This window comes from Aeromonas sp. R4-3, assembly GCF_040908275.1.
In the GTDB taxonomy this organism is placed as follows: domain Bacteria; phylum Pseudomonadota; class Gammaproteobacteria; order Enterobacterales; family Aeromonadaceae; genus Aeromonas; species Aeromonas rivipollensis.
Map to the genome: position 1 here is coordinate 1 of NZ_JBFODK010000010.1, position 14,046 is coordinate 14,046.

The following is a 14,046-nucleotide window of genomic DNA, read 5'->3' on the forward strand; positions in this document are numbered from 1 at the left end:
GGAACCACCTGATCCCATGCCGAACTCAGAAGTGAAACGCGGTAGCGCCGATGGTAGTGTGGCATTCGCCATGCGAGAGTAGGACACTGCCAGGCTTCAATTAAGCAATCACAGCGATGTGGTTGGTCGCGATACAACGTCAGGTTGTGTTGGACAGAAGATTTAGATAGCGCACACAGTGCGGTCTTTACCGGTTAGTGTGCTGATATGGCTCAGTTGGTAGAGCGCATCCTTGGTAAGGATGAGGTCCCCAGTTCGACTCTGGGTATCAGCACCATGAAAACGAAAGCCTCCCTGAAAAGGGAGGCTTTTTTGTTTTTACCATTCAGTTCATCGAGATCTGTCTGGCATCGAGATAGAAGCGGGCCTGCCCGGAAGCCTCTATCTGAATGGCTGCGACCAGCCGTTCGTTTCGCTTGTACTCCCACTGTTCGCCGAACGCTGTCAATGGGGGCTTGTTGATGCCCTGCGTCTGCAGATATTCGTGAAACAAGCCTGCACTGCCGATCTCGGTCAATCCTGCTTTCATCCCCATCCACTCTCTTTATTCTTGCTGTTCTTCAATGATGTCAGCCCCATATGCATTCTGTGTGAACGCTTTTCTATTCAATTGATCCGAGCTAAGTTGTGGATTGGCAAAGGCAACCAGGGTTTCGAAGGGGAAAGGAACATGTTGATAAAGAATGTGCATCTGAGTGGCAGGGAGGGATTGTGGCAGATCCTGTGTCAGGATGGCCTGATCAGAACCATAGCCCCTATGAGCCAGATCCTCCTCTCTACCCGGGAACTGGATGGGGAGGAGGGGATGGCGATGGCCCCCTTTATCGAGCCTCATATTCACCTCGATACCACCCAGACCGCCGGTGAGCCGAGCTGGAACCTCTCCGGTACCCTGTTCGAGGGGATAGAGCGCTGGGCCGAACGCAAGGCACTGCTGACCCATGAGGATGTGAAGCGCCGGGCCATACAGACGCTGAAGTGGCAGATCGCCAACGGCATCCAGTTCGTTCGTACCCATGTGGATGTCTCCGACCCCAATCTGGTTGCTCTGAGGGCGATGCTGGAGGTGCGGGAGGAGATGAAGGGGTGGGTCGAGCTGCAGATCGTCGCCTTCCCGCAGGAGGGGATCCTCTCCTATCCCAACGGCAAGGCCTTGCTGGAAGAGGCGCTCAGGCTGGGAGCCGACGTGATAGGCGCCATCCCCCATTTCGAGTTCACTCGGGAATATGGGGTCGAAAGTCTGCATTATGTCTTCGATCTTGCCGAGAAATATCAGGTTTTAGTGGATGTGCACTGTGACGAGATCGATGACGAGCAGTCCCGCTTCATCGAGACCCTGGCGACCCTGGCCTACGAGCGAGGTATCGGCCACCGGGTGACCGCCAGCCACACCACCGCCATGCACTCCTACAACGGGGCCTATGCCTCTCGCCTGTTCCGCCTGCTCAAGATGGCGGACATCAACTTCGTGGCCAATCCGCTGGTGAACATTCACCTGCAGGGGCGCTTCGATACCTACCCCAAGCGCCGTGGCATTACCCGGGTCAAGGAGATGCTGGAGGCGAACATCAACGTCTGCTTCGGCCACGACGATGTGTTCGATCCCTGGTATCCCATGGGGACGGCCAACATGTTGCAGGTGCTGCACATGGGGCTGCATGTCTGCCAGATCATGGGCTACGAGCAGATCAACGACGGCTTGAAGCTGATCAGCAGCCACAGCGCCCGCACCCTGAATGTGCAGGATCGCTATGGCATCGAGGTGGGCAAGCCGGCCAATCTGCTGATCCTGCCCGCCGAGAACGGCTTCGATGCGGTGCGTCGTCAGGTGCCGGTGCGCTACTCCATCCGCCATGGCCGCGTGATTGCCGAAACCCGGCCAGCGCAGACCTCCCTGCATCTGGATCAGATAGAGCCGGTGGATTTTCGCCGATGAGGCGGCTCATCCCCGTAGATTAATTGCCCCGCTATCCCCGCTTGCCGGCATTTTGCATAATGTCGGCCTGACACTTATGGAGCCTCCCCATGCAAACCTGGTTATTTGTCGCGGCCGGCGGTGCCATCGGCGCCTGCCTTCGTTTTGGTATCGCCGAGTTGATGGCGCTGCTGCTGGGGCGCCACTTCCCCTATGGCACCCTGGTGGTCAACGTGGTGGGCTCCTTCATCATGGGGGTGGCCTATGCCCTCATTCTGCACGGGCATGTTGCCGAGCACCCGCTCAAGCCACTCCTGATGGTGGGTATATTGGGTGCCCTGACCACCTTCTCTTCTTTTGCCCTGGATACTGTGGTGCTGGCTCAACACGGGGCCTATCTGAAGGCGCTGCTCAACATAGGCCTCAATCTCTTCCTCTGCCTGGCCATGGTCATGCTGGGGATGCAGTTGGTGGCCAGCCGGGTTTAAGGTGTCCGCAGGTCACCGGCTCTGGTAAACTGGCGGCCATTCTTGGCTCTATGGGTGTTTGAGGGATGTCGGAACAGACTAATACTACGCATTTTGGCTATAAAACCGTGGCGGCGACCGAGAAGGAAACTCTGGTGGCTGGCGTCTTTCATTCGGTGGCGGCCAAGTATGATCTGATGAACGATCTGATGTCGTTCGGCATTCATCGCCTGTGGAAGCGCTTCACCATCGATTGCTCCGGTGTGCGCAAGGGTCAGAAGGTACTGGATCTGGCCGGTGGCACCGGTGACTTGACCGCCAAGTTCTCCCGCATCGTCGGCGAGACAGGTCAGGTGGTGCTGGCGGACATCAACGACTCCATGTTGAAAGTGGGCCGCGACAAGCTGCGCAACCTGGGGGTGGCGAACAACGTCTCCTACGTGCAGGCCAATGCCGAGGCTCTGCCCTTCCCGGACAATCACTTCGACGTCATCACCATAGGCTTCGGCCTGCGCAACGTGACCGACAAGGACAAGGCGCTGGCCTCCATGTTCCGGGTGCTCAAGCCGGGTGGTCGCCTGCTGGTGCTGGAGTTCTCCAAACCCGCCAGCGAGGTGATCGCCAAGCTCTACGATCTCTACTCCTTCAAACTGCTGCCGAAAATGGGCGAAATCGTCGCGAACGACGGTGAAAGCTACAAATATCTGGCGGAATCCATTCGCATGCACCCGGATCAGCAGACCCTGGCTGGCATGATGGAGCAGGTCGGCTTCGAGCAGGTGGAGTTCTACAACCTGACTCAGGGTGTGGTCGCCCTGCACCGTGGTTACAAGTTTTAAGGTCGCCTATGCCGATGGATGCCATGGTCACAGCGGTGATCGAAACCAGCCTCAACCAGTTGCTGGCACTCGACAAGCAGAGCCCGGCGCGGCTGCGCAAGCTCGCGGGCAAGGTGCTCAAGCTGGAGCTGCGTGAGCTCAAGCCGCTCTGGTTTGTCTTCTCCGAGCGTCGGCTGGACGTGCTGGCCCGCTATGAGGGGGAACCCGACGCCGTGCTGAGCCTGTCGCTGACGGCGATCGGCCTGTTGAAGGACCCTTCCGCCCTGACTCGCTATATCCGCGAGGATAAGCTGGACTTGAGCGGCGATCCCCAACTGGTACAGGCCTTCAGCGCTTTGCTGGGGGAGCTGGATATCGACTGGGAAGAGGAGCTGTCGCGCTATACCGGCGACGTGCTGGCTCACACCCTGTGTGGCGGCGCCCGTCAGGCCCGTCGCGTGGTGGGCCGCGAGCTGTGCCGCTCCCAGCGCCAGCTGGCCGAGTACCTCACGGAGGAAGCCCGCCTCGCCCCAGGCCCCCTGGAAGTGGCCAGTTTCAACGACGATGTCGAGGTGCTGGCACAGCACATGAAAGCGGTCGAGTTGCGGCTGGCCCGCCTCGAGCAGCAGGTGAGCTGATGACCCCCAAGGAGTTCAAACGCCTCTATCGCATCGTCAGCATCCTGCTGGAGCAGGGCATCGACGAGCTGGTGCCCGCCCGCTATCAGCCCTGGCCCGGACGCCTGGTGCGCCGCAGCCTGTTCTGGCTCAAGAACAAGCAACCTGAGCTGTGCCGTGGTGCCCGCATTCGCCTCGCCTTCGAGGCCCTGGGCCCCATCTTCATCAAGTTCGGCCAGATGCTGTCGACCCGCCGGGATCTGCTGCCGCCAGACATCGCCGAAGAGCTGGCCCTGCTGCAGGACAGGGTGCCCCCCTTCTGCGGGCAGGAGGCCAGGCGCCAGATAGAGGCGAGCCTGGGCTGCCCCATCGAAACCCTGTTCGATGACTTCGACGAGACGCCGCTGGCGTCCGCCTCCATTGCCCAGGTCCATACCGCCCGCTTGAAGGAGAATGGCCGGGAGATCGTCATCAAGGTGATCCGTCCCGACATAGAGCCCGTCATCGAGGCCGATCTGCGCCTGATGCAGGCGCTGGCTCGTCTGGTGGCCCGTTTCGTGCCCCAGAGCGCGCGGCTGCGCCCCGTCGAGGTGGTGGAGGAGTACCGCAAGACCATACTCGACGAGCTCAACCTGATGCGAGAAGCGGCCAACGCCATCCAGCTGCGCCGCAACTTCACCGGCTCAGAGGCGCTCTATGTGCCCGAGGTCTACACGGATCATTGCCGCGAGCAGGTATTGGTGATGGAGCGCATCTACGGCATTCCTGTCTCCGACATAGCCGCGCTGGAGGCCAACGGCACCAACATGAAACTGCTGGCGGAGCGCGGGGTTGAGGTCTTCTTCACCCAAGTGTTCCGTGACAGCTTCTTCCATGCCGACATGCACCCCGGCAACATCTTCGTCTCCTATGAGCACCCGGAGAATCCACTCTGGATTGGCATCGACTGCGGCATAGTCGGCACCCTGAACCGGGAAGACAAACGCTACCTGGCGGAGAACTTCCTCGCCTTCTTCAACCGTGACTATCAACGGGTGGCGCAGCTGCACGTGGAGTCCGGCTGGGTACCGCCCGACACCAAGGTGGACGAGTTCGAGTTCGCCATCCGCACCGTGCTGGAGCCCATCTTCGAGAAGCCGCTATCCGAAATTTCGTTCGGTCACGTGCTGCTCAACCTGTTCAACACCGCCCGTCGCTTCAACATGCAGGTGCAGCCCCAGCTGGTGTTGCTGCAGAAGACACTGCTCTATGTGGAAGGGCTGGGGCGTCAGCTCTATCCCCAGCTGGACCTGTGGCAGACAGCCAAGCCCTACCTGGAAAGCTGGATGCACGAGCAGGTGGGCCCCAAGGCGGTGCTCAATGCGATCCGCGAGAAGGCCCCTTTCTGGGCTGAGAAGCTGCCGGAGCTGCCGGAGCTGGTCTACGAGACCCTGCGCCAGGCGCGGCATCAGCAGCACCACTTCGAGCAGATGTTCGCCGATTTTCGCCTGCACAGCCGTCGTCAGGGACAGGCCCGCTACCTCTTAGGGGTGGGAGCCAGCCTACTGTTGGTGGGTGTATTCTTGCTGACCCAGAAACAACATATTGAGTGGGGACAAATCAGTCTCGCCGGCGCCGGGTTATGCTGGCTGCTGGGCTGGTTGAAGACCCGCATTCATTAATTAAACTGCGCCATCAGGCGCCTATCCTGGAGAGAAAGTCATGGGTGGTATCAGTATTTGGCAATTGTTGATCATCGCAGTCATCGTCGTGCTGCTGTTCGGTACCAAGAAGCTGCGCGGCATAGGTGGCGATCTGGGTGCCGCTGTGAAGGGGTTCAAGAAGGCGCTGTCGGATGATCCGGCCGATGCCAAGCCTGAGCAGAAGGATGCGGAGTTTCCGGCCAAGCAGCTGAACGAGACGGCCAGCAGTGCCGAGACCGCCAAGCAGAAAGACAAAGATCAGGCCTAAGCCATGTTCGACATCGGTTTTTGGGAGCTGGTCGTCATCGGTGTCGTCGCTCTGGTGGTGCTGGGTCCCGAGCGGTTGCCGGTTGCCATCCGTACCGCCAGCCACTGGATCAAGCTGATCCGCAGTACCGCCAACTCGGTCAAGACAGAGCTGGAGCAGGAGCTCAAGTTGCAAGAGCTGCACAATGATCTGAAAAAGGCCGAGCAGTTGCAGATGAACAACCTTAGCCCCGAGCTGCAGGAGTCCATCGAGCAGTTGAAGGCGGCGGCCCAGTCGGTGAACCGTCCCTATCAGCCACAGCATGAGGCACAGAACGAGATCCGCCCGCCCGTCGCCCAGGTTGAACCTGCCACGCCGGTGGAACCTGTGGTGCAGCTGACCCGTGAAGTGCCGCCGGTCAACAGCCAGCGCGAGCCGGTCAGCGAGTCGGCCGGCAAAGGGGAGGTGAAGCCATGAGTCAGGCCGAGCAACCCCTTATCAGCCACCTGGTGGAGCTGAGAACCCGTCTGCTGCGCTCCATCTCTGCCATCCTGCTGGCGTTCGTCGCGCTCATCTATTTCTCCAACGACATCTACGATTTCGTGGCCCGGCCGCTGCTCAGCCAGCTGCCTGAAGGGACCAGCATGATAGCGACGGATGTGGCGACCCCCTTCATCACGCCCATCAAGCTGACCCTGGTGGTCTCCTTCTTCGTGGCCATCCCCTATCTGCTCTATCAGGCCTGGGCCTTCATCGCCCCCGGCCTGTACCAGCACGAGCGGCGTCTCGTCATGCCGTTGGTGGCCTCCAGTGCCGTGCTCTTCTATGCCGGCATGGCGTTCGCCTACTACGTGGTGTTCCCCCTGGTGTTCGGCTTCTTCACCAGCACGGCCCCCGCCGGAGTGACGGTGGCGACCGACATTGCCAGCTATCTGGACTTCGTGCTGACCCTGTTCTTCGCGTTCGGGGTGGCGTTCGAGATACCAGTGGCCACCATACTGCTCTGCTGGACCGGGGTCACCACCCCCAAGAGCCTGAGGGAGAAGCGCCCCTACGTCATCGTCGGGGTCTTCGTGGTCGGCATGCTGCTGACCCCGCCCGATGTCTTCTCCCAGACCCTGCTGGCGATCCCCATGTGGGCCCTGTGGGAGATAGGTCTCTTCTTCGCCCGCTTCTATGTGAAGAAAGAGGACGAGGAAGAGCAGGAACAACCGGAAGAGGGGAGCTGAGGCTCCCTTCCTCTTTTCATGCATCCGTTCGAGGCGTATGGTGATGCCCCATCGAGTAGATGGTTTTCAAATACCTGATATGTATTCCTTTTGTTCGGAACCTCTGATCCCATGATCGACATTGGTCTCAACCTCACCAGTCCCCAGTTTGCCGGCGAACAGCCAGCACTGGTGGCCCGCGCCCGCGCCGCCGGGGTGGAGGCGCTGATCCTGACCGGTACCGATCTGGCTGGCAGCCGCGAGAGTGCCAAGCTTGCCGCCGAGTGGCCCGGTTACTGCTTCTCCACCGCCGGGGTGCATCCCCACGACGCCAAGAGTGTGGATGAGCAGACCCTGCCCGCCTTGCGCGCGCTGGCGGCACTGCCCCAGGTGGTGGCCATCGGCGAGTGCGGTCTCGACTACAACCGCGACTTCTCCCCCCGTCCGGTGCAGGATGCGGTGTTCGACGCCCAGCTGGCGCTGGCCGCCGAGCTCGGGATGCCGGTGTTTCTGCACTGCCGCGATGCCCATGCCCGTTTCATCGAGATCCTCCGTCCCTGGTTGCCCAAGCTGCCGAGGGCCGTGCTGCACTGCTTCACCGGCTCCGACCAGGAGCTGGACCAGTGTCTGGCCCTGGGGTTGCACATAGGGGTGACCGGCTGGCTCTGTGACGAGCGGCGCGGTCAGCTGCTGCGCGAGCAGGTAGCGCGCATCCCCGCCGGTCGCCTAATGATCGAAACCGATGCCCCCTATCTGGTGCCGCGGGATCTGAAACCCAGACCCAAACGCAACGAACCCGCTTTTTTACCGCACATCGCCCAGGTGGTGGCGGCCTGCCGTGGTGAAGCGCCCGAGGCCTTGCTGGCCCATACCCGGGCCACCTCCGCCGCATTTTTCCAACTTCCTCTTTTGGAGTGATTCATGGCCATAACTCTTCCAGGCGCCTTTCCGGGTCGCCGCCTGCGCCGGGTGCGCAAACATGATTTCAGCCGTCGTCTGGTGCGCGAGAACCAGCTGACCGTCAACGATCTCATCTATCCGGTGTTCGTGCTGGAGGGGGAGGGTCAGCGTGAGGCCGTTGCCTCCATGCCGGGGGTGGACAGGCTCTCCATCGATCTGCTGCTGATCGAGGCCGCCGAGCTGGTTGAGCTGGGCGTGCCCGCCATCGCCCTGTTCCCGGTGACGCCGCTGGAGCAGAAGAGCCTGCTGGCGGAAGAGGCCTATAACCCGGACGGCCTGGCCCAGCGTGCCACCCGTGCTCTCAAGGCCCGCTTCCCTGAGCTGGGTGTCATCACAGACGTGGCGCTGGATCCCTTCACCACCCATGGTCAGGACGGCATCATAGATGACGAAGGCTATGTGCAAAACGACATCACCACCGAGATCCTGGTGAAGCAGGCGCTCTCCCACGCCGCCGCCGGGGCCGACATAGTGGCGCCGTCCGACATGATGGATGGCCGCATCGGTGCGATTCGCGCCGCGCTGGAAGAGAACGGCTTCGTCAACGTCCAGATCATGGCCTACTCCGCCAAGTACGCCTCCAGCTACTACGGCCCGTTCCGTGATGCGGTGGGCTCCGCCGCCAACCTCGGCAAGAGCAACAAGGCCACTTACCAGATGGATCCGGCCAACGGCAACGAGGCGCTGCACGAGGTGGCGCTGGACATCGCCGAAGGGGCTGACAGCGTCATGGTCAAGCCGGGCATGCCCTATCTGGATGTGATCCGTCAGGTGAAGGATCAGTTCGGGGTGCCGACCTTCGCCTATCAGGTGAGCGGCGAGTACGCCATGCACATGGCGGCGATCCAGAACGGCTGGCTGAAGGAGCGGGAGTGCGTCCTGGAGTCCCTGCTCTGCTTCAAGCGGGCCGGTGCCGACGGCATCCTCACCTACTTCGCCAAGCGTGTGGCGCAGTGGCTGAAGGAAGACGCCCGGCGCTGATGCGAGCGGCGTCATCCCCTTCACAATGCCGGCCCCAGGGCCGGCATTGTCGTCTCTGGATGCCGGATCGCTGCATTAATGAGCAGCTTTTGGCGAAATCTGGGCAGCGGGCCCGGCTCTGGGTGGCAAAGGCTTGATAAATGGGGTTTCTGCCTACATCTTAGATGGTCCAAGCAAGCTTCTGGACGGCAGGGGCTGCAGAGCATTTAGAGGTACCGCAGATGACTAACCCTTTGCTGACAATGGACTCGCTGCCCCCCTTCAGCCAGATCCAGCCCGATCAGGTGCAGCCTGCCGTGACGCAGGCCATCGCCGATTGCAAACAGAAGATTGAGGATGTGCTGGCGCAGCGGGACCCCCACACCTGGGACAGCCTGATAGCCCCGCTGGAGGAGGTCAATGACCGCCTGTCCCGAGTCTGGTCGCCGGTCAGTCACCTCAACGCCGTACTCAACAGCGAGGCGCTGCGCGCGGCTCACGACGCCTGCCTGCCGCTGCTCTCCGAATTCCAGACCTATGTGGGCCAGCATGAAGGGCTCTATCAGGCCTATCTGGCCCTCTCCGAGAGCGACGACTTCCTCCTGCTGAGCGGCGCCCAGCGCAAGGAGATCCAGAATACCCTGCGCGACTTCCGCCTCTCCGGCATAGGTCTGCCCGCCGAGGCGCAGCAGCGCTATGGGGAAATTCAGGCCCGCCTCTCCGAGCTGGCCTCCCGCTTCAGCAACAACGTGCTGGATGCGACCCAGGGCTGGAGCAAGCTGGTGACCGACGAGGCCGAACTGGCCGGTCTGCCTGCGAGCGCCCAGGCGGCCGCCCGCCAGATGGCTGAACTCAAAGGCAAAGAGGGCTGGCTGTTCACTCTGGATATTCCTTCTTACCTGCCGGTGATGATGTACTCGGATAACCGCGCACTGCGCGCCGAGCTGTATGAGGCCTTCACCACCCGCGCCTCCGACCAGGGCCCGAACGCCGGCAAGTGGGACAACTCCGCCATCATGAGCGAGCTGCTCACCCTGCGCCGCGAGCTGGCCCAGCTGCTGGGCTTTGCCAACTACGCCGAGCTGTCCCTTGCCACCAAGATGGCGGACAAGACTGAACAGGTGGTGAGCTTCCTCACCGATCTGGCGGCCAAATCCCTGCCGCAAGGCAAGGCCGAGCTGGAGGAGATCCGCGCCTTCGCCGCCGAGCAGCACGGTCAGAGCGAGCTGGCCGCCTGGGATCTCGCCTACTACGCCGAGAAACTCAAGCAGCACAAGTTCTCCATCTCCGACGAGCAGCTGCGTCCCTACTTCCCCGCCAGCCGGGTGGTGAAGGGGCTGTTCGAGGTGGTCAAGCGGGTGTTCGGCATGAAAGTACGCGAGCGCCTCGGCATCGACACCTGGCACCCCGACGTGCGCTTCTACGACATCTTCGATGCCGAGGACGAGCTGCGCGGCAGCTTCTACCTCGACCTCTACGCCCGGGAACACAAGCAGGGCGGAGCCTGGATGGATGTCTGCCTCGGCCGTCGCTACCGTCAGGATGGCTCGCTGCAAAAGCCGGTGGCCTACCTGACCTGCAACTTCAACGGCCCGGTGGATGGCAAGCCGGCCCTGTTCACCCACAACGAAGTGGTCACCCTGTTCCACGAGTTCGGCCACGGCATTCACCACATGCTGACCCAGATCGATGTGGCCGGTGTGGCCGGCATCAACGGCGTGGCCTGGGATGCGGTGGAGCTGCCGAGCCAGTTCCTCGAGAACTGGTGCTGGGAGTCCGAGGCACTGGCCTTCATCTCCGGTCATCATGAAACCGGCGAGCCGCTGCCCGCGGATCTGCTGGAGAAGATGCTGACCGCCCGCAACTTCCAGGCGGCGATGCAGATGCTGCGTCAGCTGGAGTTCGCCCTGTTCGATTTCCGCCTGCACCAGGAGTTTGACCCGGCCAAGGCGGATCAGATCCCGACCCTGCTGAGTGAGGTGCGCAGCCAGGTGGCGGTGATGACGCCACCGGCGTTCAATCGCTTCCAGCACAGCTTCTCCCACATCTTCGCGGGCGGCTATGCGGCGGGCTACTACAGCTACAAGTGGGCCGAGGTGCTCTCCGCCGATGCCTTCTCCCGCTTCGAGGAGGAGGGGATCTTCAACCCGGCCACCGGCCAATCCTTCCTGAAGAATATTCTGGAGAAGGGGGGCTCCAAGGAGCCGATGGAGCTGTTCCGTGCCTTCCGCGGTCGTGAGCCCAAGGTGGATGCGCTGCTACGTCATAGCGGGATTGCCGCATGATGTTCCGCACCTGCGGTGGTCGCGAGCCCAAGGTGGATGCCTTGCTCCGACACAGCGGGATTGCCGCATGAGGCCCAGCGCCCTTCACTGGCGTGAGCTTCAAGCAGGTACAGATTTGCGACATAGTGGGATCACAGCGTGATTTTTGAGATAAAAAGGGACCTTTTGGTCCCTTTTTTCAAGGGTTTTTAATATCTTGCGGAGTGCATGTTTGCACTGGCCCCGCCTCTTCAGTAGAGTCGGGTTCTACCTTCCAAGGAGAGAAAGAACCTTGCCATGAGGCGAGCACTCGAGTCTGTCTATCAAATCATCTCAAGCCTGTCTCATTCGAGTGGTCAGGGATATTTTGATACCTTTGTGAGTGAAATCGCCAACGCGGTCGGGGCTGACTTCGTCCTGGTTTCAGGTAAGGATCAGGCCGGGCTCTTCTTCACCGTGCATGCCGCCTATCCCGCCTCTCTCGACATCAATTCCTACAGCTTCCCCCTTGCGGATACCCCGGGGGAGATCGCCATGCAGCAGGGAGAAGCCTGGTTCAGCGATCGTACCCGGGAGCTGTTTCCCCATGCGGCCGTGCTGGAGCGCTGCCAGGTCCGGGGCTATGCCGGCGTCGCACTGAAGAGTGCCGAAGGCGAGACCATAGGGCTGTGCAGCGTCATGTTCAAGCGGGCCACCCCCAGAATGGACAAGATCATGGGGCTGCTGCGGCTGCTGGCGCCGCTCGCCGGCCGTGAACTGGCCCTGATGTATCAGCAGCAGCGTCAGTCGCTCCCCGCCCAGCCGGAATGCCCCGACTTCCTGGACACCATGATGTCCCATGCGCCGGTCGGCATCGGCAAACTCGATCTGAACGGCACCATCCTCTGGGTCAACCCGGCCATCGAGAAGATGCTGGGCTACAGCCAGCAGGAGCTGCTGCGACTCACCGTCGCCGAACTCAACCACCCCGACGACTGGCTGACCAGCATCCCTCTCTACGAGGCGCTCAAGCGGGGAGAGCGCCCCGCCTTCACCCAGGAGAAACGCTACCTGCACCGGGATGGCTCTGTGCTCTGGGGCCGGGTGACTGTGACCCTGATCCGCAACGAGCAGATGCATCCCGACTACCTTATGGTGGTGCTGGAGAACATAGACCCCATGAAGCGCCATGCGGAGCAGCTCAAGCTCTCCCACCGGGTCTATGACAACCTCTCCGAGGCCATACTGGTGTGCGATGCCGACAGCCGCATCATCTCGGTGAACCCGGCGTTCGAGAAGATCACCGGCTACAGCGAGGAGGAGGCCCGTGGTCAGCGCCCCAGCCTGCTCAAGTCCGGGCTGCACGATCAGACCTTCTACGCCGACATGTATCACGCCCTGGAGCGGGTGGGGATCTGGCGTGGCGAGGTGTGGAACAAGCGCAAGAACGGCAAGCTCTATCCCCAGCAGCTGATGATCAGCGCCCTGCGGGAAGGGGGCAGGATCAGCCAGTACATCGCCATCTTCAGCGATCTCTCCCAGACCAAGCTGGCGGAGCAGAAGATCGCCGCCCAGGCCAACTACGACAACCTCACCGGGCTGCCGAACCGCTGGTTGTTCGGCCGCTGCCTCGCCCGCTTCTGCGAGCGGGGGGAGCGCTTCGCGCTCATGGTGCTGGATCTCAACAACTTCAAGGCGGTCAACAACAGCATGGATCACCATGTCGGCGATGCCCTGCTGCGAGAGGTGTCGGATCGGCTGGTGAGCCGGGTGCGCACCGAGGATCTGGTGGCCCGCATCGGCGGCGACGAGTTCGCCTTCCTGGTGCCCGGCATAGTCAACCGCCGCCAGGCCGAGGTGTTCGCCAAGCAGGTGATCGGCGGCTTCGCCCGTCCCTTCATGCTGGCGAACCAGCACCTCTATGTGACCGCGACCCTCGGCATCACCCTCTGCCCCAACGACGGGGCCGACAGCGACGAGCTGCTGCGCAACGCCGAGCAGGCGCTGTTCGTCGCCAAGCGGCAGGGGCGCTCCCTCGGTACCTACAGCGCCTCCATGCGCGAAGAGGTGAGTCAGCGCCACCAGATGCAGCAGGATCTGGCGGAGGCCATCAAGCTGGGGCAGCTGACCATGGCCTATCAGCCCATCTGGGACAATCGCAGCGGCCGGGTCGCCAAGCTGGAGGCCCTGGTGCGCTGGTATCATCCCCACTGGGGTCAGGTCTCGCCGGCGGACTTCATCCCGCTGGCGGAAGAGGCGGGGCTCATCCAGGGGTTGGGGGCTCTGGTGCTCTGGCAGTCGTGCCGGGATCTGGCCCGCCTGCAGCAGTCCGGCTTCCCGGATCTGCAGATGTCCATCAACCGCTCCACCCTGGAGTTTCAGACCATAGATCCCGAGGCGAACGAGTGGCTGCGAGTGATCCGTCACTTCGACCTGGACCCGGCGGACATCATCATAGAGATCACCGAATCCCTGTTGATGGAGAGCAGCGATCAGCACAGGGTGCGGATCGATGCCCTGCGCGAGGCGGGCTGCAAGCTGGCCATCGATGACTTCGGCACCGGCTACTCGGCGCTGAACTACCTGCGTACCTTCCCGGTGGATCTGGTGAAAATTGACCGCTCCTTCGTGCGCCACATCCCCTTCAACGAGCAGGACAGGTTGCTGCTGGACGGCATCATCAACATAGTGCACAACCTCGGCATGCAGGTGGTGATCGAGGGGGTGGAGACCCGGGAACAGCTCAACTTCCTCTGCCAGAAGGGCTGTGCCTTCACCCAGGGCTATCTGCTCAGCCGCCCGCTGCCCTATGACGATCTGGTGGAATACCTGACCCTCAATCGCCAGGGTATGAACCTGGCCAATCTGACCACAGTGAGCTGATCCCCCGCTTCTGCTATCATGCCCGCTTCCGTGCCGCCATGAGTCT

13 protein-coding genes, 1 tRNA gene and 1 rRNA gene are annotated in these 14,046 nt (G+C 61.7%); 14 read left to right on the forward strand and 1 reads right to left on the reverse strand.

The genetic code is table 11. The features are described 5' to 3' along the window. Positions 1-95, forward strand: a 5S ribosomal RNA gene (rrf, locus tag AB5Y91_RS01950); the annotation flags it as partial. A gap of 106 nt (positions 96-201) precedes the next feature. After that, positions 202-277, forward strand: a tRNA-Thr gene (locus tag AB5Y91_RS01955). A 48-nt stretch (positions 278-325) separates the two neighbouring features. Here AB5Y91_RS01955 and AB5Y91_RS01960 read toward each other — a convergent pair. Continuing rightward, entirely contained in the window at positions 326-529 is a 204-nt protein-coding gene (locus AB5Y91_RS01960; RefSeq protein ID WP_368168946.1) for a hypothetical protein, read from the reverse strand. 141 nt (positions 530-670) lie between these two features. On the opposite strand from AB5Y91_RS01960, the gene AB5Y91_RS01965 reads away from it, so the two are divergent. The 12 genes from AB5Y91_RS01965 (at position 671) to AB5Y91_RS02020 (ending at position 14,000) form a co-directional block, all read left to right on the forward strand. After that, on the forward strand, positions 671-1,936 hold the full coding sequence (locus AB5Y91_RS01965; RefSeq protein ID WP_368168947.1) for a cytosine deaminase: 1,266 nt from the start codon (positions 671-673) through the stop codon (positions 1,934-1,936). Between the two features lie 89 nt (positions 1,937-2,025). Beyond that, positions 2,026-2,403 (forward strand): fluoride efflux transporter CrcB, encoded by a 378-nt coding sequence (gene crcB, locus AB5Y91_RS01970; protein ID WP_106885397.1) that lies wholly within the window; start codon positions 2,026-2,028, stop codon positions 2,401-2,403. Between the two features lie 65 nt (positions 2,404-2,468). Next, positions 2,469-3,221 carry a bifunctional demethylmenaquinone methyltransferase/2-methoxy-6-polyprenyl-1,4-benzoquinol methylase UbiE gene (ubiE, locus tag AB5Y91_RS01975; RefSeq protein ID WP_106885398.1) on the forward strand — a complete coding sequence of 251 codons (753 nt, stop codon included), beginning with the start codon at positions 2,469-2,471 and terminating at the stop codon, positions 3,219-3,221. An 8-nt stretch (positions 3,222-3,229) separates the two neighbouring features. Continuing rightward, positions 3,230-3,838 carry an SCP2 domain-containing protein gene (locus AB5Y91_RS01980; RefSeq protein ID WP_234569635.1) on the forward strand — a complete coding sequence of 203 codons (609 nt, stop codon included), beginning with the start codon at positions 3,230-3,232 and terminating at the stop codon, positions 3,836-3,838. Then, positions 3,838-5,478, forward strand: a complete 1,641-nt coding sequence (gene ubiB, locus AB5Y91_RS01985) for a ubiquinone biosynthesis regulatory protein kinase UbiB (protein ID WP_139438510.1) — start codon at positions 3,838-3,840, stop codon at positions 5,476-5,478. The genes AB5Y91_RS01980 and ubiB overlap by 1 nt, the downstream gene beginning before the upstream one ends. Before the next feature lie 40 nt (positions 5,479-5,518). Next, positions 5,519-5,767 carry a Sec-independent protein translocase subunit TatA gene (tatA, locus tag AB5Y91_RS01990; protein ID WP_025328841.1) on the forward strand — a complete coding sequence of 83 codons (249 nt, stop codon included), beginning with the start codon at positions 5,519-5,521 and terminating at the stop codon, positions 5,765-5,767. A gap of 3 nt (positions 5,768-5,770) precedes the next feature. Then, on the forward strand, positions 5,771-6,223 hold the full coding sequence (gene tatB, locus AB5Y91_RS01995; protein WP_262114025.1) for a Sec-independent protein translocase protein TatB: 453 nt from the start codon (positions 5,771-5,773) through the stop codon (positions 6,221-6,223). Next, entirely contained in the window at positions 6,220-6,975 is a 756-nt protein-coding gene (tatC, locus tag AB5Y91_RS02000) for a twin-arginine translocase subunit TatC (protein WP_106885401.1), read from the forward strand. Before tatB ends, tatC begins: the two co-directional genes overlap by 4 nt. A 111-nt stretch (positions 6,976-7,086) precedes the next feature. After that, complete coding sequence (locus AB5Y91_RS02005) at positions 7,087-7,872, forward strand: TatD family hydrolase (RefSeq protein WP_368168948.1); 786 nt, start codon at positions 7,087-7,089, stop codon at positions 7,870-7,872. A 3-nt stretch (positions 7,873-7,875) separates the two neighbouring features. Next, positions 7,876-8,895 (forward strand): porphobilinogen synthase, encoded by a 1,020-nt coding sequence (hemB, locus tag AB5Y91_RS02010; RefSeq protein ID WP_368168949.1) that lies wholly within the window; start codon positions 7,876-7,878, stop codon positions 8,893-8,895. Positions 8,896-9,116: 221 nt separating this feature from the next. Then, entirely contained in the window at positions 9,117-11,159 is a 2,043-nt protein-coding gene (prlC, locus tag AB5Y91_RS02015; RefSeq protein ID WP_368168950.1) for an oligopeptidase A, read from the forward strand. Between the two features lie 276 nt (positions 11,160-11,435). After that, entirely contained in the window at positions 11,436-14,000 is a 2,565-nt protein-coding gene (locus tag AB5Y91_RS02020) for a bifunctional diguanylate cyclase/phosphodiesterase (protein WP_234690091.1), read from the forward strand. The last annotated feature ends 46 nt before the right edge of the window (positions 14,001-14,046 follow it).